This window comes from Hathewaya proteolytica DSM 3090 (genome assembly GCF_900142225.1).
Lineage (GTDB): Bacteria > Bacillota > Clostridia > Clostridiales > Clostridiaceae > Hathewaya > Hathewaya proteolytica.
In genome coordinates, this window is record NZ_FRAD01000004.1 from 32,953 (window position 1) to 57,438 (window position 24,486).

Consider the following 24,486-nt stretch of genomic DNA (forward strand, 5'->3'; position numbering starts at 1 on the left):
TTCTAAGATGTTATAATGGCATCAGGTGGTGAGAAAATGGAACAATATAATGTTTTAGTAGTGGATGATGATAGGGAAATAAGGGAATCCATTGAAATATATTTAAAAAATGAGGGTATTAATGTTGTTGAGGCGTGCCATGGAATGGAAGCGCTAAAGAGACTAGAGGAAAATCATATACATCTTATTATAATGGATCTTATGATGCCTAAAATGGATGGAATGAAAGCTACATTTAAAATAAGAGAAACAAGAAATATTCCAATTATAATTCTTTCAGCAAAGTCTGAAGACACAGATAAGATTCTTGGATTAAATATTGGTGCTGACGATTATATGACAAAACCCTTTAATCCTCTAGAGCTTGTTGCCAGGGTTAAATCGCAGCTTAGAAGGTATATGGATTTTGGTCATGTATATGATGAAAATGAAATTAACATACGCGGTGTTTGTCTCGATAAGAATACTAAAATTGTAAGGGTTAATGGAGAAGATGTAACCCTTACCCCTACAGAATACAAAATACTAGAATTGCTTATGGAACATAGCGGTAAGGTATATTCTATACAGGAAATTTATACAAAGGTTTGGAAAGAACCTTTCTATAATGGTGAAAATACAGTGGCAGTTCATATAAGAAGAATTAGAGAAAAAATTGAAATAAATCCGAAAGAGCCTGAATATCTTAAGGTGGTGTGGGGAATTGGGTATAAGTTTGAAAAATAAGTACACTTATTTACTTATGTGTACACTTTGTATGTATTTAGCTGCAATATCAGTGCTAGTTGCGTTAGATATAGGGCAAAATTACGCGCTCCTCTCAAAAGATGCTTATTTTAAAAGCGGAAAATTTAAAAATCAATTAGTAGTATACAATGAAATGGCTAGAGTTTCAAATAATTTGGATTTAAGCAAATCTGTAGACGAGATGACATTGAAAGATGCTAAGGATCACGTGCAGATGGAGCAATCCATAAGGTATTACCTTAAGAATAAAAGTAATGGAGAGGTATTTACTAACATAAGTGTAGATTATGATGTAGAAAAATATATAAAGGATAAGGCAATTCATGTGGAGCGATTCCCACAAAACATAGGTCCTAATTGGGAATACGAAGAAATGAATTACTGGTTCCGTAAAAATAATATAGATGGTGTATTTGCTCTTATAGAAAGCAATGATATGTATAGTCAAATCAAAAAAGACTATGTTTATTACAACTCCATACGTAATAGACTGATTAAAGAGATAAAATTGGGAACTATATGTATATTTGCTATGGTGTTGCTAATATTAAGCATGAAAAAATTTTTAAAAATAAAAGGTCATAATGTAAACCTTACGGAAAAGTATGAGAAAATACCTTTAGATTTGAGGGTACTCATATTTGTAATATGTATCTTCCTTATAAAAGCATATACCAAAAGAGTTCAATTTTTCTATAAACCCATTAACATTAGGCATTTTCAAATACTTACATATATATCTGTTTGTACTATGTTTATTGTGACTAATTTAAAGTCTTTTACAAAAATTATATTCAGAAAAGATATTCGTGTGAATCAATGGGAGCACAGCATAGCGTTTAAAATAAGAAAACTAAGACGTGAAAGTGCTATATGCAAGGATATGATGAAAAGTGAAGCGCGTTTACTGGTGTTTACCATGCTATTTGGAGCTTCTTTTATAATGTGTATATATGGATTATTAGTCTCCTATTCATTTATAGTGTTTATTACATCTATTTATAATGTGATTTATCTAATGTTTGTACCACAACGCATTTTGAACAGGGTACATGATATTAATAGCATAATAAATAGTACAGATGATATAATATCAGGAAAAATGGAAATTCCTATAGAGAATTTAAGTAATAGTGAGTTTATACATATATCAAAAAATATAAATAATATGAAACAAATTTATAAAGATAGTATGGAATCTCAAGTAAAAAGCGAAAGATTAAAGGCAGAACTTATTACTAATGTATCTCATGACTTAAAAACACCTTTAACATCCATTATAAATTATATAAAGCTACTAAAAAATCAAAGTATATCGGAAGAAGAAAAAGAAAAATATATAGAGGTGCTTGACAAAAAATCTCAGAGGCTAAAGATATTAATAGACGATCTTTTTGAAGCAGCAAAAGCATCCAGCGGTTCTGTGGAACTTAATGTGGAGAAAGTAGACATAGCTATGCTTTTAAGACAAGCATTGGGAGAGTTTGAAGACAAAATAGCCAATACAAGCTTAACTTTTAGAACAAGTATTCCTGAGAATCCAGTGTATTCAAATCTAGATGGCCGAAGAACATGGAGAGTTTTTGAAAATATAATTGGAAATTCTATTAAATATTCTCAGGATAGTTCAAGGGTATATGTAGATTTAAAAACAGATGAAAATAATGCTATTGTTACTGTAAAGAATGTTTCAAACTATGAGATGAATTTTGAAGCCAGTGAAATCTTTCACCGTTTTAAGAGGGGAGATATGGCAAGGAGTACTGAGGGGTCTGGCCTTGGATTGTCCATTGCTAAGAGTCTTGTGGAACTTCAGAATGGAAGTATGGATATTGAAATAGATGGAGATCTTTTTAAATTGATAATCAGTTTTCCACTAGTAAAATAATTCTGTTTATGTAAATGAAGTATGAATGAATTTTCTGAGGTAATATGATATAATAATAACATAAAGACTTTATTATATTGGGGAAGTGATATTGTGGAAGATTTAAATGAAATAGCATGGAAAAACAGGTTTGAAGATTTTACAAAAACATATAAACTTTTAAAAAAATATTCTCAACAGGACATCAAGAATGAGCTTGAAAGAGCTGGTATAGTTCATTTTTTTGAGATGACTTTTGAACTTGCTTGTATGGTTTTAAAAGATTACTTAGAACTTGAAGGCTGTACTGTGAAAAGCGCTAGGGAAACCATAAAATTGTCATTCCAGACAGGATTAATTGAAAATGGTCATGTATGGATTGATGCCTTGTCTAATAGAAATTTAACAGCTCATGCTTATGACGATGAGTTAGCAATTAAAATGACGGGTGATATAGTGAATATATATATTCCGGAGTTTGATAGAATGTTTGATAGATTAGACAAAGAGTCTGAACCTTACGGACTATTGGAGAGAGATACTTATTACATACAGAAGGCATTGGACAACTTTCCTGAAATTGAAAAGGCAGTTATTTTTGGTAGCAGGGCTATAGGAAATTACAAAAAAGGTTCAGATGTCAACATCGCTGTTATAGGTCAGCGAATAACAGAAGATGTGGTGCGTGGATTATCCAATTATCTAAATGAAGTTTATCCATTACCATATTTCTTTGATGCTATAAATTACAATGACATATCAAGCGATATGTTAAAGGAGCATATAGACAAAGAAGGAGAAATTATTTATATAAGAAAAACAAATATTCAACCGTTCATGAACGAAGAAATTACAGTATAGAATAAAAAGAAAGTCACTGTTCTTAAAAAAAACAGTGACTTTCTTTTTTATGTAACAGGTTAGTACTTAAACCTGATCAACTGGCTTATTTTGTGATGCTATTTTTGCTTGAACCTCAGATTCAGCACAATCGTATTCCCAATTCCAAGGGTCCTTTTGGCAAGCTTTTTCTGAGTATGGAACAAATATAGCTATTATAGCAAATATAGCTAAAAGGTGAATATACCACATACTTGAAATAAGTTTTAGTGGATTAATGGCACCTTTTGTCAAGCTTCCAATAACTAAGAACTGTGCACCATAAGGAATAAGTCCCTGAAATACGCAAGAGAAAATGTCTAGCAAGGAGGCTGTTTTTCTTGGATCAATTTTATACTGTTTGCTCATATCTTTTGCTATAGGACCACTTATGATAATTGCCACTGTATTATTTGCTACTGCCATATCAGCTAAGCTTACAAGGGCAGCAATACCTAGTTGAGCAGAGCTCTTGCCCTTCATTAGTTTGCGCAATTTGTTTAGTAACCATGTAATACCACCGTAATGCTGGGTAAGTTGAGCAATACCGCCACAAAATAATGATAAAAGGAATACTTCAATCATTGAACCAAATCCTGTCCAAATTTGTTGTGCAAAAGTTAGGAATGATAAATCACCGTAACAGATTCCTATTATTCCTGAAGATAAGATTCCCATTATAAGCACAAGAAATACGTTTATACCTGCAAGAGCGAGAACGAGAACTAGCATATATGGAAGAACTTTTATGAAATTGAAGTCAAGATTTTGAATTGCCACTGCGGTTTCTGGTTTACCAAATATAAACAGAAGAACTATGGTAATAATTGCTGCAGGTAGGGCAATTAAAAAGTTTAACCTAAATTTGTCCTTTAGCTGGCAACCTTGTGTACGAGTTGCTGAAATTGTTGTATCTGAGATCATTGATAAGTTATCGCCAAACATAGCACCACTTACACATGCACCCATGACCAATGGAAGACTAAGGCCAGCTTTATCAATAACACCTAAAGCTATAGGCACTATGGCACTGATTGTTCCCATGGATGTACCTGTAGCTAAACTTAAGAAAGCTGACATGATAAAAATTCCTACGGTTATGTATTGGGCAGGAATAAGTGATAATCCCATATTTACTGTGGCATCTACGCCCCCCATGGCTTTAGATACAGTAGAAAATGCACCTGCAAGTAAGTATATCATGAGCATAGTCATGATGTCTTCACTACCAGCACCCTTTGCAAAAATGGTGAACTTTTCATTAATAGTTCCCTTATTTATTATAAATGCTACTAAAGTGGCTATAAATATAGCTACTACTGATGGAAATTGATAAAATGCCATTTCCGCTCCCTGGTATTGCATTATAAGACCTGCACCAAGGTATATTAAAATAAATGTCAAGAATGGTATTAATGCTTTGGCATGTCCTTTATTATTCAAAGATTCATTAACCATAATTATTGCTCCTTATGTAGAAATTTTTGTCGGCCGACGCTTGAAGTATAGTACAAATTGTAGTTATTGTAAATGGAAGATATCTTCGTATTATAAAAATGTATAGATGAAAAGTTTGTTATAAAATAAACAAATGAATCATAAAGGCTTTGCACAACAAACTAGGTTATATAAATGGATTTTTTGTTGCAACTAGTATAGAATTATAGGTAAATAAGGAAATCAAAAGTGGAGTGAGGAAAATGAATAAGTACAGTGGTATAGATAAAACTTACATTTCATTAGATGCTATAGAGAAAATGTATAGATGTGACCAGTATAAGGAATTGTATAGGATTGTATGTGAGGATATAAAGCGTGGTCATATTCAGCCTGTAAAAAATAGTAGATTAAATGGGAAAAATCCTTCACTTCATGAAAAATATAGGATAATAAGAAAGCTAGAAGATAATAGTGAATTTATAGATGAACTCACATATCATATGTGGGAAGGTTTTGATATTTCATATTATAAAACTCATATGGATAAGTATAAAGAGCATAGAAAGTACATCTCCATGTTAAATGAATTTATTTTGAAAAACAGAGATAAGCTTAATACCTCAATTTCTATGAATGAGCGATCCTTTCAAATATGGGGAAGGGAGAAGTTTTTACAGAAGGAAGAGGGTAAGACTATCTTAAAAAACCTGGGAATAAGTTGTGAATTTTTAAATTACTATGACACCTCAGAGCCACTAGCATATTATTCGGTGAGCAAGGAGGTACCTCAAAAATTATTGATCATAGAGAATAAGGATACTTATTACACCATGAGGCGTTTTTTGATAGAACGTGGTGGAAAAATTCTTGGTGAGGATATAGGAACTATTATTTATGGGGGAGGAAAAAACATATGTAAAACCTTCAAGGATTTTAAAATTTCTGTGGAGGAATATGTGTGTAATAAGGAAAATCAAATATTGTATTTTGGGGATTTAGATTATGAGGGAATAATTATATATGAAAGCCTCTTTAACGTTAATGGAGGAATTTATCCTATATCTCCTTTTGTGGCAGCATATGAAAAAATGATGGATAAGGTTGAAGAAAGCAGCGTATGTTTGCCAGAAACAAAAACTGGGCAGAATAGAAATATTGGAATAGAGTTCATGAGTAAATTTAGCTGTAAATCACAAAATGCTATAAAAAACATATTAGAAAAAAATTTATATATTCCGCAGGAAATAATTAATATAAATGATCTATAGGGGGCATGGTTACGTATGGATATAGGATTTCTCGAATCACATCATATTAGAATGAAAAAAATAGGAGCATATGCCCTACTCTTCAGAAATAGTATAGAGAAAAAAACATGGAAAAAATATGGCTTTGAAGAAGGGTATGAACAGGATAATCTTATATTTGCAGTGCTTTTATATGTTATGGAACAGTCATTAAAAGAAGAAATTTGTACTATAGATAACATAAGTGTGTTTATAGATGAATTAAATAATATATTTTTTAAAAAGGAAATGACATATGAGGATTGTAAGGGACTTAGTGAATTTATAATAAATACTGTGTTGTGTGACGAAGGGAGAGCTATGTATTTTAGAGCATTCAACTTCAAAGATCGCCAATACGAAGATATCAACATCAGCTTCATAAGGAATAAAATTGAATATGTGGATGGTGTAAGAAGAGTAGTATATGCACTTACGGATGAAGGATATTCCCTTATATTATCTACTTTAGAAGTGGAGGAAAACCTTAAGATAACAATAGATGAAATAATTTTTAAAATGCATTTGGAAAAGGCTGATTACGATAAAGCAGTAAATGATATAAAAAATATTTTCAATCAATTTAGAATAAGAGTTCAAAAAATCGAAGATGATATACGCAGAATAAAGGAAAATCCACTGGCATACTCTGTGGCAGAGTACAGGAACATCACAGAAGGGAACCTAGAACTTTTATGGAAGAGTAAAGAGAAATTTGTATTGCATAGAGAAAATGTAAATGAGAAGATTAAAGAATTTCATGAAAAGGATATAAATATTCAGGAGCTTAATGAAGAAGAAAAGCAGAATCTAGATAATTTAAAAACTATAAAGGAATATCTTGGACGAACTATAGATGAAGATCAGAGAATTCTTTTAAGACATTATGATTTAAAGGAAATTTACGGCAAGGAGCTAGAGGATATTTCAAAAATGACTTTAATCGACAGATTTAATTTGAAAACTGATGTTTATGATAAGGTTATTAAAGATATAAGCAAGCTAGAAAATATACATATCTTTTTCAGACCACTTTTTATCAAGGATGTAAAAAAACGATATAACTTAAATAAAGCATTGACTTACGATATGGCGAGAAAAAGTAAAGGTGATACAGAAGAAGAAATTCTTGGCTTTGATGAAGAGGAGTTCATGGAAGAAGAACATAGGCGTAAGGCTGAAAAACTGAAGAGGTATAAAGATATAATTAAAGTGATATTGGAGTTTGCAGAAACAGAACCAAATATTTCTCTCAAAGAAATCAGTACTGTGGCAAAGGAAAATGGCGAAATTATGAAGAGACTTATACCCAATGTAAGGATGTTTAGAGAAGTTATAATAGAAATGCTGAAGAGTAAGGAGTTTCACATTGATGAACTTATAAGAGAGAGAAGGGTAGACTACATCGAAGATAATGAATATGATTTTCAACTTACAAGATGCATATTAGACATAATTTATGAAAATAAGGAGTTTTCCAGAATAAAATATATATCTGTAGCTAAAAATCAATATGGACAAGATATAAGCTTAGAAGGTTTAAGAGATGAAGATGGAAGAGAAAAGAAATTTATATGCTCGGATGTTATTTTTACAGTTAGATAAAACATGTATATGTAAGATTAAGATTAATTGCGGGGGTAAGTGCCATGAGCTATTCTATAGATGAAATAAAAATCAGCAATAAAATATATTATTACCTTTTAAAGAATGGTCAACTAGATGAAAATGAGGAAGAGCTTTATAGGGCGTATTCTGATAATGAAAATATAACTCTGCTTGTAAAAGAAATGGGTGAGGCATCGGAAACTATAATAAGCAAATATGGTGGCATCGTCTACATAATACCTAAGGAAGAAAACGATTTTCTTGGCTATTCTAAGGGAGAGTTGAAGAAAATATTATGTAAATCCACTGCTAATGATAAAGATTATTATTTGTCGCAATTCATTATATTAACCCTTATGGTAAATTTATATGGAGCGCAAGGTATAAGCAGTAAGTCTAGGGACTATATAAAAATTGGGGAGTTTCTAAATATAATTACAGATAAGCTTACAGAGGGTGCTAACAGAGAAAAGCAAGAAGATGATAAACTTCTAGTGGAAAACCATGGGGGAAGCAGTGAAAAAAATTTTATAGTTTTTCAAGATTTGCTAGATAGATTTGAGGCATTAAAAAGCTCGGATATAAAAACTACTGCAAAGACTACCAAGGAAGGATTTATTGATACCATACTTAAATTCCTAGAAGATGAGGGTCTTATATACTATATAAAAAATGATGATATAATAAAAAGCACTACAAAGTTAGATAGCTTTATGGATTGGGATCTTCTAAATAAGAATAATTATAATAGGGCATTGCGTGCTCTAGGGGAGGCCATGGATGAGTAAGATTAATAGGATAAGAATTGTAAACTTGAACTACAATAACAAATCTATAAGGGTGGACGATGAATTATTTAATATGGATTGTCAAGACACCATGATGAGTCTTAGAAATGGTGGTGGAAAATCTGTTCTTGTTCAGATGATTATGGCTCCCTTTATAAATAAAAAGTATAGGGATCTTGGCAAACGAAAGTTTGAAAGTTATTTTTCCTCATCTGTTCCCACTTATATTATGGTAGAATGGAAACTTGATTATGGTGCTGGATATGTGATGAATGGCATGATGGTTAGAAAGCGGGAAATTGTAGGTGATGAGGACTTTGCAAGTAAGCTGGATATTGTTAATTTTATATATGAATACAATGAAAATAATTCTTATGATATAAAAAATATGCCTGTGGTATGCAATGGAGAAAAGGGGAGAAGGTTTGAAAGCTATGCTAATAGTAAAAAGCTTTTTGAGGAATTGAAGAAAAATAAAAATTATAAATTCAATTACTACGATATGACCAGTTCTTCTACTAGCAGTGCTTATTTTTCAAAGCTTATGGAATACCATATAAATCACAGAGAATGGGAAAATATAATTAGAAAAATAAATCAGAAGGAATCAGGACTATCCGAATTATTTACTAATGCCAAAAATGTAACGGGACTGGTGAAGGAATGGTTTATACCAGCTGTAGAAGAAAAAATATCAAAGGATGACGATAGAATTAAAGGCTTTAGAGAGATAATTAACAAGTACATAAAGAATTACAAAGATAATAAAAGTAAAATTGATAAAACATCAAAAATGGAGTTATTTAATAAGCTATCAGAAGAAATAAAGGAAACAGTTCAAAGTAGTATTGATATAAGCAATTCCAGAGATAAAATGGAAAATGAAATTGCCAATATCATGGTATATCTCCAAAAAGAATTTGATGAAAACAAAAAGCAACTAAATTCTTCAGAAGAACAGATTCAGAGTTTACGTCATACTTTCAATGAAATTGAATATGAAGAAAGTTCCCTTATGATATATAATCACATAAATAAATACGATGAATTGAAGAAAAAATGTGATGAATATAAATCACAAAGGGCAGAGATAGAAAGTGAATTGGAGAGTACAAATAGAAAAATAAATATATACGATTGTGCTCAGCTACATTCTAATTATGAAAAGTGTTCCAAGGATCTTTTATTGTTAGAGCAGAAATTAGAACGGATAAAAAAAGAAAATGGTGATATGACGCCTAGAATTGAAAATTTGGGATACACTATGCGCACTTTACTGGAAGATGACAGAAAAGAGCTTATAGAGAAGATACAAGATAAAAAGCAAAAAATAAATGAACTTTATGAGGGGAAATTATTAAAGAATACGGAATTAGAAAGAAATATAGATAAAAAGGATGATTTGAAAAATAGAGAGGGTGGATTACAAGCTATTATAAATGAGTTTGATAAAGTTGAGAAAAAATTTAATAAAAACAACAATGAAACCTTTCAAAGAAATATAGAAAAATTATACGATGAAACAAAACTCATGAATTACAATGAGAATTTAGAGAGTTCATATGAAGAACTTATTAAAGAAGAGAAGAACTGTAGTGTACAATTGATGGCAAATGAAGAAAAAAGAAGGATTATGGAAAGCCAAAGGGAAAGTGTAAGGGCAGAAGAAATAAAGAATACCAATGAGTTAAAGTGGAAAGAGTGTGAATTATCAAAGGTAAATGTGGAATTAGGAAAAAGACGTGAGATGCTTAAATATGTAGATCTAAGTGAAGACTATTTATTCCATAAGGATAAGATTGTAGGAAAATTTAATGATAAAATAGCTTTATTGGTCAGCAAGCAACGGGAAATAAAGAATGCAATTGAAAAAGAACAATCTGACATAGAAAAGCTTGAGACGGGTAAAGTAATGGAACTATCTCAAGAGCTACAAAAGGAATTTAAACGTCATGATATTGATGTGGTATATGGTATGGAATGGCTGAAAAAAAATGAGCGTTCTGAAGAAGAAAATATAGAAATTATAAAGAACAACCCATTATTACCTTATGCATTGATTATGAGCAGTGGTGATATAGAGAAATTAAGAGGCAATACTTTAGAGGTTTTCACATCTTCTCCTATTGTCATTGTAAAAAGGGAGTCTATTAATGAAAAATTAGAAGAAAAAATGTCCAATATAGTAACTTTAGCTGATGTAGACTTTCTTGTATCTTTTAACAAAAAGCTTTTAAATGAGGAAGAACTGAAAAAATTAATTATAGAAAAGAGACAATCTATAAAAGATTACAGTGAAGGACTAGAAAAAGTCAATGAGGATATAGATTTGTACAATGATAAAAAATCCTTTGTTCAGTCATCGGAAATTACAAAAGAATCTTATGAAGGTTTAAAGAAAGAAATAGAAGAGTTGAAGACTTTATTAAAGGATTTGGATTTAAAAGCTATAAATATTAGTAAGGACATAGGCAAAATAGAAAGCGAAATATCTTCTATTTCCTTGAGAAGGGAAAATACCCAAAGACAAAGGAACAGTGTAGAGAAAAAAATTAAGGAATTCTCTGGACTTATGGAGAGTTACCATGAGTATAAGGCAAACCTTAAGGAATTAGAAGAGGTAGAAAAGAATATAGACATAATAGAAGCTAATATAAGGTCATTGAAAAAACTTATAAATACTATGGAAGTTCAACAAAATGAATTTAAAGATATGGTAAATGAATACCAAGGGAAAAAACACACTATAGATGAGAAAATGAAAAAGTATGCTACGTATAAAAATGGTGACTTCATAGCAAAAGATAGGGAAGACATTATAGCAGAATATGAAGCACTTACTCAGAAAATAACTAGTACAGAAAAACAACTAAAAGATGAAATTGCAGAAGCAGACAAATCTTATAAGGAAGCACAGCGTATATTAGAAGCACGTAGTGATTCATATGGTATTGAAGAGAAGGATTATATTCATTTTACGTATGATATTGATGAAGAACATGAATTAAAGAAAGTCCTTGAAATCACGGAAAACTCTTTAAAAGAAACTGATAATAGCATATTATCTATGGAAAAAAGTGTAGCAAAATTAGAGAGTAAAATCGAAAATTTAAGGAATAACTTTAAAGAGAAATTTGGTACAAATATTTTAATGCAGCGTGAAAAGATTTTTGAAAAAAACTACAATGAAGAAAAAAATAAGGTCCGCATGGAAATTAGAAGGGCTGAAAACATCGTAGCAGAGCTTCAAAAGATAAGATGTGATATAGACAAAAATATGGATAATTTAAAAGAATATGAAGACTTCAAAGTAAAGGATGTCATGGAAATATCCATAGCAATAGGCCAGTTAAGCGATACTATTGGACGAAAAAGAAGAGATCTTAATAAGCTATGTAGGCAATACGATGAAAGCATAAATATAATTCAACGAGAAATCGACAACAAGCTAAGACAAAATAGAAGTTTTATAGGAGATGATAGTTTTAGTCAACCTATAGAAATATATGCAAGGCTAGTGGATAAACCAGAAGAACTATTATTGCAGATTGATACCATTGTAAATTCTTATATAAGCACTATGGAAAAGCTCAAACACGATATATCTTTAGTTACAAAGGAAGAGGAAAGTATATTAGATGACTTGATGCAGTATATAAGTGATATAAATAGCAACCTTAAGGAAATTGACAACAATTCCACTATAAATGTATGTGGTAAGAGTAGAAAAATGCTAAATATTGATGTAAGTGAATGGGATGACAATAAGGAATTATATAGAATTAGGCTTCGAGATTATTTCCAGGAAATAAGAGAACGAGGATTAAAAGTTTTAGATGAAAATGAGAATATAGAAGACATAATAAGTTCAAAGATTACAAGTTACAATTTATATAATGAAGTGGTAGGGGTTAGCACTGTAAAGGTAAAGCTATTCAAAATAGAAGAAGAAAAGCAACGTCAAATAAGCTGGGACGAAGTAGCTACCAATTCTGGCGGGGAAGGCTTCTTGTCTTCTTTCATCATTCTTTCCAGTCTTCTATCTTATACTAGAAGAAATTTTAGTGATGTGTTTAGCCGAAGCGAAAGTGGCAAAGTACTTATTATGGATAATCCTTTTGCCCAGACAAGTTCATCACATCTTTTAAAACCCCTTATGGAGATGGCAAAGAAGAGCAACACTCAGCTTATATGTTTCACTGGACTTGGTGGAGAATCTATCTATGACAGGTTTGACAATATATATGTTCTAAACACCAAGCAGTCAAAGCTACAAAATGGCACTCAATACCTTAGAGGAGAACATAAAAAAGGCCAAGGAGATGAGGAATTCAATGGGGACATGGGAGATGAATATGAGTATTTGGAATCTGCCAGAACTCAGATAACAGAGCAAATGAGATTGTTTTAAAAAGGTTTAAATAAATATTTTAAAAAATTACTTTACATTAAGAAAAAAATGTAATACAATAGTTTCAACAACATATAATGTTGTATAGGTAATAATATAAAATCAGTGAGCAGAAGGAGTAACTAGAGAAGTTTAGTTTCAGCGAGTCTGGGGTAGTGTAAGCCAGGTACTGTAGTCTGTAGTGAATGGGTCTGTAAGATGAGGTGTGAAATCATAGTAGCACTTTCCGGAGTGTCCACCGTTATAGGGACAGGGTATCGAGTTTTCGATGTAGCAAATTGACTCCGTACCTGGAAGAGTAAGTATATTTAGGTGGCATAGCGAATAACATTTCGTCCTATTAAGGAGGAAGTGTTTTTTTTATGTGACAAAGAGTTTTACCTAAATGTATGAAAAATATGGGTGGCAACATGAAGTCACTTCGTCCCATGATAGGGCGAAGTGGCTTTTTTTATTGTCATTTGTATGTCTAAATGTTTTCACTGATACATTTACCTAGTTAATTTTAAAAATTTAGGAGGTAATTGTAATGAGCAATGTAAGCAAGGAACAATTTGATGAACTTAAGGGAAAAGGTCTTACTTTTCCGGTGTTAGTGAGTGTAAAAGAAGATGAAATGGAAGCAGTAGAGATATTTCACGGTATAAAGAGTGATTACAAGTTTATTTTAGAAGACAGGGATAGGAAGCAAAACCTGCGATATTCTTATATAGGTTTTAATCCGGAAATGGCTATTAAATATGAGGATGGGAATACGTACATTGTAAGAGAATTGCAAAAAGACAATGTGAGCATTGAAAATTACGCTGAGGGCCTCTTGGAAGCAGTAAAGAAGCATGTATACGTACCTTTCCATGGAGCAAATACAGAGTTTCCATTTATAGGAGGAGGACTTGGCTATATTGGCTATGATTGCATAAGTAGCTTAGAAAATATACTTGTGAATTCAAAGAGCAAGAAAGAAATGGATATTCCAGAAGCTATGCTTATGATTTACAAAAATATTCTAGTGTTCGATCATGAAAATAAAGTTTTGAATTTGATATACAATGTAAAACCCGATGAAAAGATGGCGTTGAAAGATATAGAAAAGTACTTGAACAGCATATATGAAGTTATTAAGTGCAATAGGAATATGGAAAAATTTAGGGAAGTTTCTATGAAATCAGAAGGTGGAAATGAATTTACAAGCAATTTTACTAAGGAGCAATTTTGTGGTCTTGTGAAAAAAGCCAAAGAACATGTGGTAAAGGGTGACGTGTTCCAAGTGGTTATATCTCAGCGGTTTTTGAAAGATACAGGGTCCAATCCTTATGATATATACAGAAGATTAAGGTTGAAAAATCCTTCACCCTATATGTTTTATATAGATTTTAAAGATTTTAAACTAATTGGGGCTTCACCAGAGAGCCTTGTGAAGGTCAGGGGAAGGGAAGTTGAGACAAATCCCATAGCAGGTACAAGAAAAAGAGGTAGAGATTCTAGGGAAGATGAGGAGATAGCCAGGGAACTTTTACAGGATCCAAAGGAAGTAGCTGAACATGTTATGTTAGTGGATTTGGGCAGGAATGATGTGGGAAAGATAAGTGAGTTTGGCACTGTAAATTTGAGCAGTTTTATGAAAATAGAGAACTTTTCTAAAGTAATGCATATAGTTTCAGAAGTAAAGGGTGAGCTAAAAGATGGCATGGATGCCATAGATGCCTTTAAAGCTTGTTTCCCAGCTGGCACGGTATCAGGGGCTCCTAAGGTTAGAGCCATGGAGATTATAGATGAACTGGAAGAAAGCAAAAGAGGCTTTTACGCAGGGGCTGTGGGATATTTCTCTTTCAATGGAAATATGGATGTGGCCATTGCCATAAGAACCATGTTGTACAAAGATAAGAAAGTTTATATTGGCGCAGGGGCTGGCATTGTGTACGATTCAGATCCTGAATCTGAGTACAAGGAAACTATAAATAAAGCAAAAGGGATAATGGAGGTTGTTTAGTATGATATTGATTATAGATAATTACGATTCTTTCACTTATAACTTATACCAGTATTTTGGGGAGATTTATAAGGAAGTTCAGGTAGTAAAAAATGACAAGATCACCATAGATGAAATAGAAAAAATGTGTCCCAGTGCTATTGTATTTTCACCAGGACCTGGGAGACCAGAGGATACTGGAATTTGCAGAGAAGTCATTGCTGCGTTTAAAGGTAAAATACCTATGCTTGGCATATGTATAGGTCATCAGCTTATTGGCCAGTATTTTGGAGCCAAAGTTATTCAGTCAGATAAAATTGTTCATGGGAAAATATCCATGGTAAATCACAATGGCAATGGCATTTTCAGTGACGTTAAAAGTCCTATGAAAGCCATGAGATATCACTCACTTATTGTAGATAGAAGTTCCATCCCTCAGGAACTGCAAATAATAGCAGAAGCTGAAGATGGTACGGTTATGGGGTTAAAACACAGAGAGTACAACATTTACGGTGTACAATTTCATCCTGAATCCATTCTAACGGAGGATGGGAAAAAAATAATAAAAAATTTTCTGGAGGGGTTGCAAATGTGTAAGAATTTTAAAGAGTATACGGAAAAGCTTTTGAATAGAGAGGACTTAAGTAGAGAGGAATCTAGGGGAGCTATGAAACAGATAATGAGTGGAAAACTCACAGAAAGTGAAATGGGAAGCTTTCTTGCTTGCATGAGAATGAAAGGTGAGACAGAGGAAGAGATTCTTGGTTTTGTAGAGGCCATTAAGGGATATGATGAGGAATTTGATATTCAGGGTGAATATGCCATTGATACTTGTGGCACTGGCGGTGATGGGGGAAAGACTTTTAATATATCCACAGTTGTAGCTATTATAGCAGCCAGTGCCGGCATAAAGGTTGCAAAGCATGGAAATAGGGCTGTATCAGGTAAGAGCGGCAGTGCTGATGTATTAGCTGCTTTGGGCATTGACATCCAAATGCCAGAGGAACAATCAATGGGATGCTTCCATGAAACTAATATGACATTTTTATTTGCACCACAGTATCATAAAGCTATGAAAAATGTGGCACAAGTTAGAAAAAACCTAGGTTTTAGAACTATTTTCAATATGTTAGGGCCAATAATAAATCCTGCACCTATAAAGGGGCAGATAATGGGAATATACGACGGAAGAGCCACAGAAATAATTGCAAAGGTTTTATCTGGACTTGGAAGGGAAAGAACCATGGTGGTACATGGAGATGATGGCTTAGATGAAATATCCTTAAGTGCAGGAACAAAAATTACAGAGCTAAGGGACGGAAAAATAAGAACCTACCATATAGAGCCTGAGGATTTTGGATTTCAAAAAGTTGCCATAGAAGAAGTGGCTGGTGGAAGTGCAGAGGACAATAGTAAAATAATTTTAGATATACTAAAGGGAGAAAAGGGGGCAAAACGCGATATTGTGGTGCTAAATGCAGCAGCAGCTCTTTATGTGGGAAAAAAAGTAGGGGATCTTAAGGAAGGCGTACAAATGGCTGAAGAGCTTATAGATTCTGGAAAGGCTTATGAATGTTTAAATAAAATGGTGCGTTACCATCAGTCTGTAAAGGTTGTAATTTAAACTATCATGGTAAAGGCATAGCAATATAGGTAATAAATGCAGATAACACAATATAGATAAGAAATAATAGGTGGTGATTAAATGATTCTTGACAATATTATAGCTCATAGAAAAAAAGATGTAGAGGAAAGAAAAAAAATAATAAGTGAAGAAGGATTGTATAAAAAAGTTGAAGAAAAAAGTGTCTATAAATTAAAAGATATGAAGGGGAATACAGGATTCAGAGAGGCTCTTGGTGAAAAGGGATTTAATATCATAGGAGAGGTAAAAAAAGCTTCTCCTTCTAAAGGAATTATTGTGGAAGACTTTAATGTGGGAGAAATAGCTAGATTTTATGACAAGCTTCCTGTAAAAGCCATATCAGTACTAACAGAAGAGAAGTATTTTCAAGGCCACCCTGACTATGTGGCCTGTGTTAGAAGTATGACATCAAAACCTATATTAAGAAAAGATTTCATTGTGGATAGATATCAAATTTATGAGACCTTCCTTATGGGATGTCAAGGTATTCTCTTAATTGCAGCTGTGCTTGGAGATAAGTTAGGGGAGTATTACAAAACATCCTTGGAGCTTGGCATAGAGCCTTTGGTAGAAGTTCATGATGAGAAGGAAATGTATAATGCATTGAAATGTGGATCTCGAATTATCGGCATTAACAACAGAAATCTTCAAACCTTCGAAGTAGATCTTGGAACCACGGAAAGGCTCGTGAAGCTGGTGCAAGGAGAAACTATAATTATTTCTGAAAGTGGTATAAGGAATGAACAAGATATATCATATCTGAAGTCTTTAAATGTTAATGGGGCTCTAATAGGTGAAACTTTTATGCTGGCTATGAAAGAGGGAAAAAAGTTAGAGGGGTTCTTCTAAAATGACAAAAATAAAAATATGTGGTTTAAAAACCATGAGGGATATAGATTATATAAATGAACTTATGCCTGATTATGTGGGGTTAGTTTTTGCAGACAGCAAAAGAAAGGTTTCCTTGGAACAAGCCATCACCATGAGAATATCAATTAAAAATAATATAAAGGTTGTGGGTGTGTTTTTAGACGAAGATAGAGAAAAAGTGTTGGACACAGCAAAAAAATTGAGGCTAGATGTAATACAACTTCACGGTGAAGAGGACTTGGAGTATATGGAATACTTGAAGATGAAAAGTGAAGCTGAAATCTGGAAAGCTGTTTGCATAAAATGCCAAAAGGACCTCGAAAAAATACGGGAATATGAAGGGTACAAGCTTTTGCTTGATGGTGCCAGCGCTGGACAGGGGAAGTGTTTTGACTGGAGTCTTGTGGAGAATAAAGTGTGTGGAAATATTATACTGGCAGGTGGGATTAATTGTAATAATGTACAGCATGGAATTTATATGTTTAAACCATTTGCAGTTGATGTATCTTCGGCAGTGGAAACTGAGGGAATAAAAGATTATATAAAGATGAAAGAGTTTATAGGAAAGGTGAGACAATATGATAAAAGGTAGATTTGGTAAATTTGGAGGACAATATGTAGCTGAAACTCTTATGAACGCTCTTATAGAGTTAGAAAAAGAGTTCAACTATGCTATAAATGATGAAAAGCTTATGGATGAATATAGATATTATCTTAGTGAATATGTGGGAAGAGAGTCGCCTCTTTATTTTGCAGAGAATTTCACAAAACATTTTGGTGGACCTAAATTTTATTTTAAAAGAGAAGATTTAAATCATACAGGAGCCCATAAAATTAACAATGCATTAGGTCAAGTTTTACTAGCAAAGCGCATGGGGAAAAACAAGATTATTGCAGAAACTGGTGCAGGACAGCATGGTGTTGCTACGGCCACTGTGGCTGCTATGTTCAATATGGAATGCGAAGTCTTTATGGGAGAAGAGGATATACGAAGACAAGCTCTAAATGTGTTTAAGATGGAACTTTTGGGTGCTAAGGTAGTACCGGTTACTAGCGGAAATGGCACTCTTAAGGATGCTGTAAGTGAGGCTATTAGGTATTGGGTTACTAATGTTACGGATACATTTTATGTCATCGGTTCTGTAGTTGGACCTCATCCCTATCCAACCATGGTGAGGGATTTTCAAAAGGTAATTGGAGAAGAAACAAAGAAACAGATAATGAAAAAAGAAGGAAGACTCCCAGACTATATACTGGCTTGTGTTGGTGGTGGTAGCAATGCTATGGGCATATTTTACCCTTTTATAAGTGATGAATCGGTAAAACTCATAGGCGTAGAAGCTGGGGGAAAAGGTATTGATACTGGTAAACACGCAGCAAGTATACAAGGTGGTTCTCAAGGAGTGATTCATGGTACCATGACTTATGTTATGCAAAATGATGAAGGACAAATTCAGGATGCTTACTCAATTTCGGCAGGTCTTGATTATCCGGGAATAGGCCCAGAACATGCTTATCTTCATGATACTTGCCGGGCAGAGTACAAAGTGATAAATGACAATGAAGCCATGGAAGCTTTGAAACTTGCCAGCCGCGTAGAGGGCATAATCCCAGCTATTGAAAGTTCCCATGCTATAGCTTATGGATGCAAGCTAGCAAAACAATTAATAGAGAACTTGGGCAAAGAAAAGGCAAAAGAGAAAACAGTGGTGATAAACATATCTGGAAGAGGGGATAAGGATATGGACACTATAAGAAGTTATTTTGGAGGTGTTACACATGAATAATAGTCTTGATACAGCATTTAAGGAACTTAAGGAAAAGGGCGAGAAAGCTTTGGCTTGTTTTCTTACAGCAGGCGATCCTACAGAGCAATGTACCTTACAATTAGTTAAGGTAATGGAACAGGCTGGTGCGGATATAATAGAAATAGGAATACCTTACGCTGATCCATTGGCAGACGGTCCTACTATTCAGAATTCCTCTAAAAGAGCATTGAAGCATGGCATTAATATCCCTAAGATCATGAACCTTGTAAAAACTATAAGAAATTCAGAAGTAAAAGCGCCTATAGTATACCTTATGTACTACAATAGTATTTTTAAATATGGTATGGAAAGGTTTCTCAAACAATGCTCTGAGGTGGGGGTACAAGGTCTTATTATTCCAGATGTACCAGTGGAAGAGCGCGGTGAGTTAGGAGAGATGTGTTTAAAAAACAATGTATATCTTATTCCTCTCGTGGCACCTACCTCTGAGGAAAGGATTGAAAAGATCACAAAGGATGGACATGGATTTGTGTACTGTGTTTCAGTAAACGGTGTTACAGGTACTAGAGATAGCATAAATACAGACATGGAAGAGTACATGAGTACCGTAGGAAAATACACATCTATACCTAGAATGATTGGCTTTGGAATATCTTCTGTGGAGACTGCAAGGAAGATGAAGGAACACAGTGAAGGTGTAATCATTGGCAGTGCCATTGTAAACAGAATAGCTAATATCAAAGAAGATATGAGTAATTATAAGGAAGTAGAAAATCATATAAAAATATTTATTGAAGAAATAAAGAACGAGTTAAAGAGGTAATAAAAAAGCATGGGAATCTATTGATTCCTATGCTTTTTAACATGATTTATAAAAGTCTTTTTTAATCTTTATTTTTTGTAGCTTTGCTTGGTTTAATGTTCTTATCATTGTTTTTTAATGGTTTAGATGGTTTTAATTTTGGAGGTTCGTTGTTTGTTTTAGGAGCTATATTTACAGAGGGTTTATTTACTCCGGGTATTTTGTCCTTCTGTACTGTTGGATTCTTCCTGGTATTCTCAACAATGACATTGTCTTTTTGAAAATTCTTTTGTGAGTTTTTATTGATATTTTGAGAAGGAGACGGATCTGTTTGTTTTAAAATCCTGTTAATATTATTGTAGTTTATAGCATTTTCTTTTTCAGAGCGTACTACTACTTTGGGGTTATTTGGATTTAGATATTTCATGCTTATGGCGTATTCAATGATATCAATAATTCCTTTTTCACAGTTTTCACCTTTTATAGAATGTATATTGGATAACAATGTTTCCCCATCTTTGTTCATAGCTTCAGCTTTTAAAATATGATTTTTCCGATTAACATGTAGTTTTATAGAGGGATTTATAGAGACATATACTGTATTGTAAACTTGAAAATAAGTTCTATATATTATGCCTATATTAATAAATAGAAGAAAGCAAGCTGCTATTGGTATGGGTTTTATGAAACTTCTTGCATAATATAATGAATTCTCATATTCCTCACCCAGTTTAGGCATGAATTTCTGTTTTTTAAGTTGTATAAATTCTCCATCTGGTGTTAATACTACTACACTTTTCTTTTTAATTTCTAAAATAATTCCTTTTTTAATCAATGTTATCACCTACCGTTTCAAGGTTTAAGTAATTTTTCAAACATGAAAACTTTGGCATTGAAAGTACAATAAGTATGGCAATTATGTACTTTCTCCATTTATCCACAAGTTTTCTCTTTACCTCATATTTATTGCATATGAGGTTTACATTAAGGTATTTTTTTGTGTATAGACATTCCATAAATTCATGTTCTAAATATAATTTAGAACATAGATGCAAAAGCATACTCCGTGTATCCTGATGTTTGGGAGAAGCCTTTACTAAGTCACTTAGCTGAATTTTATATTTGTACAGTTCTTTGGTAAAATCGCTAATAACCTCTTCATTGTTTTGTTTTTCTTCTTGTCTTTTATAGTCATCTATGGACAATTTATAGTCTATTACATTAAATGAATCCTCATCATACATTGAAGGAAGAAGGCTATTTTTTCTAAAAAAATCTATTAACGCATTTCTAATGACTTTTTGGCAATAAGCTTTAAAATTTCCCTTATCACTATCATATGTATCGCAAGCTTTATTAAAGGCTATAATTGCAATAGAAAATTCATCGTCATTTTCTATGGATATCCTGCGTTTGCATATTTGTTCTGTGGTATGTATTATAAAATCCATGTTCTCTTGAATAAGATAATCTCTGCTTTTAAAAACCACGGAATCACCTCTTGTTGTTTTCGTATAATCATCCTAAATAATTATACGTAAATAAATTAAAAATTTGAAGGGTTAAAAATAAAAAAAATATTTTAATACAAATTACTTTTTACCCTCTAAAATATTATGGCATGTTTCGTAATAATATATGAAAGGAGTGATAAATATGAAAAAAACAAGTATTTTAGTAACAACAGTTATGCTATTAACCATTGGATTTAGTAAAGTTGCATATGCTACGGAACAGAAAAATGCCGAGGATAAAGCTGGTGTAGTGCCAGGAAGTATCTTCTATAAATTAGATAGGTTTATAGAAGACATAAGCTTGAACCTTACAAAAAATGCAGAAAAAAAAGCTGCATTAATAGAAGCTTTCAATGAAGAGAGATTAGCAGAGGGTGAGGTATTGATTGCAGATTATAAAATTGATGAGGCTAATGAGTTAATCGAGGAAATAAGGGTAAATGACGAAAAACTTATAGAAATCATATCTAGTGAAGAAGAAATAGAAAGCCTAGACTATACTGAAAAACAAAAACAATTTATGCAAAACCTTGAAAATATAAAAGAATTATTGCCAATAAAGGCACAAGAAAACATAGCAAAAGTTATTGAGAAACAAAAAGAAAAACAAGCCTTAATATTGAGTAAAAGGGAAATTAAAGAGAAAATACATGTTGCCAAAAAAGAAATAAAAAGCATTGAAAAAGAAATTAGAACTATGGAGAAACAAGGCCAGGATACTGTAGATGTAAAAAATAAACTACAGCAGTACAAAGAAAGTATGTTAACTTTAGAGGTTCAGTACAAATCTCTAAAGGAAGAACATAAAAAATCACCAAAAGATGAAAAAGATAAGACTAAAGAAAATAAAGAGCGTGAGCAAAGTAAAGAAGATAAGGAAGATAGTTATGACGAAGCTCATGAAGACAACAAAGGTGAGGAAGACAACAAAGATAACGATGATGCCGAGGAAGAGAAAAATACGCATGTTTCACAAGAGCATAACTCTAATGTGAAAATAAGTAATGAACTAAAAGTTAATGAAAAAGCAAATGAAAAACCTAGAAATAATAAATCAAGTATTGAAGAAACAAATCATAAAGAAAAAGTGCATATAAAAGATAAGAAAAATAAATAAAAAATGGTTATCCTATATAAATTATCAATACTAGAAATATGGAATTTTTTCATATACACTGATAAAATTAAGGCATAAGATAAATGAAAAAAATTCGTATGGAGATAATGACATGTTTGATGAGATATATAAGGAATACGGCCCATACTTTTATTTACCTATGAATCAGGCTTATAGTGTAGCGGTGCCAGTAACTGTAGGTTGCACGTGGAATAAATGTCTTTACTGTGATCTTAATCATAATATGGAATTTGAATTTTTGGGCCTAGAGAAAATTGAAGAAAAATTAAAGATGCTAAATAAGTATTACTCTCGAAAAAGAGGTGTGGTGAAAAAAATTGTGTTGGCTGGTGGAAATCCTTTCTGTCTACCCACAAACTTGCTTTTAAAAGTAATTGAATTGATAAAAGAATACTTCCCCCATACGGAAAGCATAGGAAGTTTTTCAAGAGCTGACGATATATTAAGGAAAAGTCATGAAGAGCTGGTGCGATTAAGAAATGTAGGAATGACGGAACTTACTCTAGGCTTAGAATCTGGTAACGATAAAATACTTGAATTTCATAATAAAGGAGTCACTGTAGAAAACAATTATGATGCACTGAAAAAATTGGAGCAAGCTCATATAGGGTATTCATTTTATGTAATGTTAGGACTGGGAGGTCGAAGGCTTAGCCGTGAAAATGCGGTGGATACAGGAAAATTCATCTCTCAATTTAATCCTAATGTCATTGTGGTGGTGACTTTAGTGCTTTTTAAACATGCTAAATTGGTTTCAAAAGTTAGAAGTAAAGAATTTGAGAGAATACGTCCTTACGAGTCTTTACTGGAAGAAAAATTAATGCTAGAGAACATCAATGTGAAAAACAGTATATTTAATGCCACGCACAAAACCAATGCCATAATACTTAAAGGAAAATTGCCGGAACATAAGGAATTAATCATAGAAAAAATAGATAAAGCTATTTCAGAACATAATAATGTTGAGGACACGGGCCGTGAAACGAGAAAGTGGCATAGGTGGTCCATTGAATAATATGAATTAATTAATAAAAAGTGTTGAGAATATGGAAACTTGCTGTATAATCTTAAAATAGGTTATGTAGCAAGTTTTTTGTAATTATTGCCTTATATCTTGGATATATTCTAATAGGTGAAATCATTGAAAAAACAATTATAAAGTGGAGGTATATATGCTTAAATTAGTAAAACCGAGGTTTGATGAACTGTCATTTAGAAAGGAGTTGTTAGCTGACAACCATACTATGGAATTTAACGCTGCTTGGGGAGGTACTATTGATTTTCCGGAGGATAGGTGGAACATCTGGTATGAAAAATGGCTCATGTGTGATGACAATAATTATTTCTATAGGTATTTGTACTGCAATGAGCTTGAAAAATATGTAGGGGAAGTGGCATATCATTTTGATGAAGATTATGGTGTAAACATAGTAAGCATTATAGTGCACAATAAATATAGGGGAGAGGGATTTGGGCGACAGGGGCTTAGTCTCCTATGTAAAGCAGCAAAAGAGAATGGACTGAAGTACCTCTACGATAATATTGCTATAGATAATACATCAATAAAGTTATTCTTAGAAAGTGACTTTGAAGAAATGTGGAGCAACAAGGAATTTACTATGCTTAGAAGAAAATTGTAAAAACTTTAATTTGAAGGCTTGTTTTTTCAAGAAAAATAGCAATAGATTACAAACACAATGTATAAAAGCGAAGATGGTAAAAATATGTCGAAACAATATGATTTACAAGGATA

At 32.6% G+C, this 24,486-nt stretch carries 19 protein-coding genes and 1 other annotated feature; of the genes, 16 read left to right on the plus strand and 3 right to left on the minus strand.

Features of this window, described 5'->3' with window-relative positions; all coding sequences use genetic code 11:
• The first annotated feature begins 36 nt into the window (after window positions 1-36).
• The 3 genes from BUA73_RS01700 to BUA73_RS14260 all read left to right on the plus strand — a co-directional run bounded on the left by BUA73_RS01700 (window position 37) and on the right by BUA73_RS14260 (window position 3,475).
• Window positions 37-726 (plus strand): response regulator transcription factor, encoded by a 690-nt coding sequence (locus BUA73_RS01700; protein WP_072901635.1) that lies wholly within the window; start codon window positions 37-39, stop codon window positions 724-726.
• Window positions 704-2,635: a sensor histidine kinase gene (locus BUA73_RS01705; protein WP_072901636.1), complete on the plus strand. Its 1,932-nt coding sequence runs from the start codon at window positions 704-706 to the stop codon at window positions 2,633-2,635. Before BUA73_RS01700 ends, BUA73_RS01705 begins: the two co-directional genes overlap by 23 nt.
• 93 nt (window positions 2,636-2,728) lie before the next feature.
• Window positions 2,729-3,475, plus strand: a complete 747-nt coding sequence (locus BUA73_RS14260) for an HI0074 family nucleotidyltransferase substrate-binding subunit (protein ID WP_072901638.1) — start codon at window positions 2,729-2,731, stop codon at window positions 3,473-3,475.
• A 66-nt stretch (window positions 3,476-3,541) separates the two neighbouring features.
• Here BUA73_RS14260 and BUA73_RS01715 read toward each other — a convergent pair whose 3' ends face one another.
• Window positions 3,542-4,951 carry a Na+/H+ antiporter NhaC family protein gene (locus tag BUA73_RS01715; RefSeq protein ID WP_072901640.1) on the minus strand — a complete coding sequence of 470 codons (1,410 nt, stop codon included), beginning with the start codon at window positions 4,949-4,951 and terminating at the stop codon, window positions 3,542-3,544.
• A gap of 242 nt (window positions 4,952-5,193) precedes the next feature.
• On the opposite strand from BUA73_RS01715, the gene BUA73_RS01720 reads away from it, so the two are divergent.
• The 10 genes from BUA73_RS01720 (at window position 5,194) to trpA (ending at window position 20,102) form a co-directional block, all read left to right on the plus strand.
• Window positions 5,194-6,201, plus strand: coding sequence for a Wadjet anti-phage system protein JetD domain-containing protein (locus BUA73_RS01720; RefSeq protein ID WP_072901642.1), 1,008 nt, complete (start codon window positions 5,194-5,196; stop codon window positions 6,199-6,201).
• Between the two features lie 15 nt (window positions 6,202-6,216).
• Window positions 6,217-7,824, plus strand: a complete 1,608-nt coding sequence (locus BUA73_RS01725; RefSeq protein ID WP_072901645.1) for a hypothetical protein — start codon at window positions 6,217-6,219, stop codon at window positions 7,822-7,824.
• A gap of 44 nt (window positions 7,825-7,868) precedes the next feature.
• On the plus strand, window positions 7,869-8,615 hold the full coding sequence (locus BUA73_RS01730; RefSeq protein ID WP_072901648.1) for a DUF6063 family protein: 747 nt from the start codon (window positions 7,869-7,871) through the stop codon (window positions 8,613-8,615).
• Window positions 8,608-13,026, plus strand: coding sequence for a coiled-coil domain-containing protein (locus tag BUA73_RS01735; RefSeq protein WP_072901650.1), 4,419 nt, complete (start codon window positions 8,608-8,610; stop codon window positions 13,024-13,026). Before BUA73_RS01730 ends, BUA73_RS01735 begins: the two co-directional genes overlap by 8 nt.
• 96 nt (window positions 13,027-13,122) lie before the next feature.
• Window positions 13,123-13,369: a binding site (T-box leader), on the plus strand.
• 186 nt (window positions 13,370-13,555) lie between these two features.
• Entirely contained in the window at window positions 13,556-15,016 is a 1,461-nt protein-coding gene (gene trpE / locus BUA73_RS01745; protein WP_072901655.1) for an anthranilate synthase component I, read from the plus strand.
• A gap of 1 nt (window position 15,017) precedes the next feature.
• Window positions 15,018-16,619, plus strand: a complete 1,602-nt coding sequence (locus BUA73_RS01750) for a bifunctional anthranilate synthase component II/anthranilate phosphoribosyltransferase (RefSeq protein WP_072901657.1) — start codon at window positions 15,018-15,020, stop codon at window positions 16,617-16,619.
• Between the two features lie 81 nt (window positions 16,620-16,700).
• Window positions 16,701-17,489, plus strand: coding sequence for an indole-3-glycerol phosphate synthase TrpC (trpC, locus tag BUA73_RS01755; protein ID WP_072901659.1), 789 nt, complete (start codon window positions 16,701-16,703; stop codon window positions 17,487-17,489).
• A 1-nt stretch (window position 17,490) separates the two neighbouring features.
• Entirely contained in the window at window positions 17,491-18,102 is a 612-nt protein-coding gene (locus BUA73_RS01760) for a phosphoribosylanthranilate isomerase (protein ID WP_072901661.1), read from the plus strand.
• Complete coding sequence (gene trpB, locus BUA73_RS01765) at window positions 18,092-19,297, plus strand: tryptophan synthase subunit beta (protein WP_072902039.1); 1,206 nt, start codon at window positions 18,092-18,094, stop codon at window positions 19,295-19,297. The genes BUA73_RS01760 and trpB overlap by 11 nt, the downstream gene beginning before the upstream one ends.
• Complete coding sequence (trpA, locus tag BUA73_RS01770) at window positions 19,290-20,102, plus strand: tryptophan synthase subunit alpha (RefSeq protein WP_072901663.1); 813 nt, start codon at window positions 19,290-19,292, stop codon at window positions 20,100-20,102. Before trpB ends, trpA begins: the two co-directional genes overlap by 8 nt.
• Window positions 20,103-20,163: 61 nt before the next feature.
• Here the strand turns inward: trpA and BUA73_RS01775 are convergent, their stop codons facing one another.
• Entirely contained in the window at window positions 20,164-20,916 is a 753-nt protein-coding gene (locus BUA73_RS01775; protein ID WP_072901665.1) for an anti-sigma factor domain-containing protein, read from the minus strand.
• Window positions 20,909-21,571 (minus strand): sigma-70 family RNA polymerase sigma factor, encoded by a 663-nt coding sequence (locus BUA73_RS01780; RefSeq protein WP_084671963.1) that lies wholly within the window; start codon window positions 21,569-21,571, stop codon window positions 20,909-20,911. The genes BUA73_RS01775 and BUA73_RS01780 overlap by 8 nt, the downstream gene beginning before the upstream one ends.
• A gap of 166 nt (window positions 21,572-21,737) precedes the next feature.
• Here BUA73_RS01780 and BUA73_RS01785 point away from each other — a divergent pair, with 166 nt between their 5' ends.
• The 3 genes from BUA73_RS01785 to BUA73_RS01795 all read left to right on the plus strand — a co-directional run bounded on the left by BUA73_RS01785 (window position 21,738) and on the right by BUA73_RS01795 (window position 24,373).
• The gene (locus BUA73_RS01785) at window positions 21,738-22,712 is read left to right on the plus strand and encodes a DUF5667 domain-containing protein (protein ID WP_072901667.1); all 975 of its coding nucleotides are present in this window, start codon (window positions 21,738-21,740) and stop codon (window positions 22,710-22,712) included.
• A gap of 112 nt (window positions 22,713-22,824) precedes the next feature.
• Window positions 22,825-23,748, plus strand: a complete 924-nt coding sequence (locus tag BUA73_RS01790) for a radical SAM protein (RefSeq protein WP_072901669.1) — start codon at window positions 22,825-22,827, stop codon at window positions 23,746-23,748.
• Window positions 23,749-23,905: 157 nt separating this feature from the next.
• Window positions 23,906-24,373, plus strand: a complete 468-nt coding sequence (locus BUA73_RS01795; RefSeq protein ID WP_072901671.1) for a GNAT family N-acetyltransferase — start codon at window positions 23,906-23,908, stop codon at window positions 24,371-24,373.
• The last annotated feature ends 113 nt before the right edge of the window (window positions 24,374-24,486 follow it).

Bases quoted from the DNA above. Each gene is read 5' to 3' on its own strand.
- BUA73_RS01700 (WP_072901635.1), top strand. From the start codon at position 37: ATGGAACAATATAATGTTTTAGTAGTGGATGATGATAGGGAAATAAGG.
- BUA73_RS01715 (WP_072901640.1), bottom strand. From the start codon at position 4,951: ATGGTTAATGAATCTTTGAATAATAAAGGACATGCCAAAGCATTAATA.
- BUA73_RS01720 (WP_072901642.1), top strand. From the start codon at position 5,194: ATGAATAAGTACAGTGGTATAGATAAAACTTACATTTCATTAGATGCT.
- BUA73_RS01725 (WP_072901645.1), top strand. From the start codon at position 6,217: ATGGATATAGGATTTCTCGAATCACATCATATTAGAATGAAAAAAATA.
- BUA73_RS01730 (WP_072901648.1), top strand. From the start codon at position 7,869: ATGAGCTATTCTATAGATGAAATAAAAATCAGCAATAAAATATATTAT.
- BUA73_RS01735 (WP_072901650.1), top strand. From the start codon at position 8,608: ATGAGTAAGATTAATAGGATAAGAATTGTAAACTTGAACTACAATAAC.
- trpE (WP_072901655.1), top strand. From the start codon at position 13,556: ATGAGCAATGTAAGCAAGGAACAATTTGATGAACTTAAGGGAAAAGGT.
- BUA73_RS01750 (WP_072901657.1), top strand. From the start codon at position 15,018: ATGATATTGATTATAGATAATTACGATTCTTTCACTTATAACTTATAC.
- trpC (WP_072901659.1), top strand. From the start codon at position 16,701: ATGATTCTTGACAATATTATAGCTCATAGAAAAAAAGATGTAGAGGAA.
- BUA73_RS01760 (WP_072901661.1), top strand. From the start codon at position 17,491: ATGACAAAAATAAAAATATGTGGTTTAAAAACCATGAGGGATATAGAT.
- trpA (WP_072901663.1), top strand. From the start codon at position 19,290: ATGAATAATAGTCTTGATACAGCATTTAAGGAACTTAAGGAAAAGGGC.
- BUA73_RS01785 (WP_072901667.1), top strand. From the start codon at position 21,738: ATGAAAAAAACAAGTATTTTAGTAACAACAGTTATGCTATTAACCATT.
- BUA73_RS01790 (WP_072901669.1), top strand. From the start codon at position 22,825: ATGTTTGATGAGATATATAAGGAATACGGCCCATACTTTTATTTACCT.
- BUA73_RS01795 (WP_072901671.1), top strand. From the start codon at position 23,906: ATGCTTAAATTAGTAAAACCGAGGTTTGATGAACTGTCATTTAGAAAG.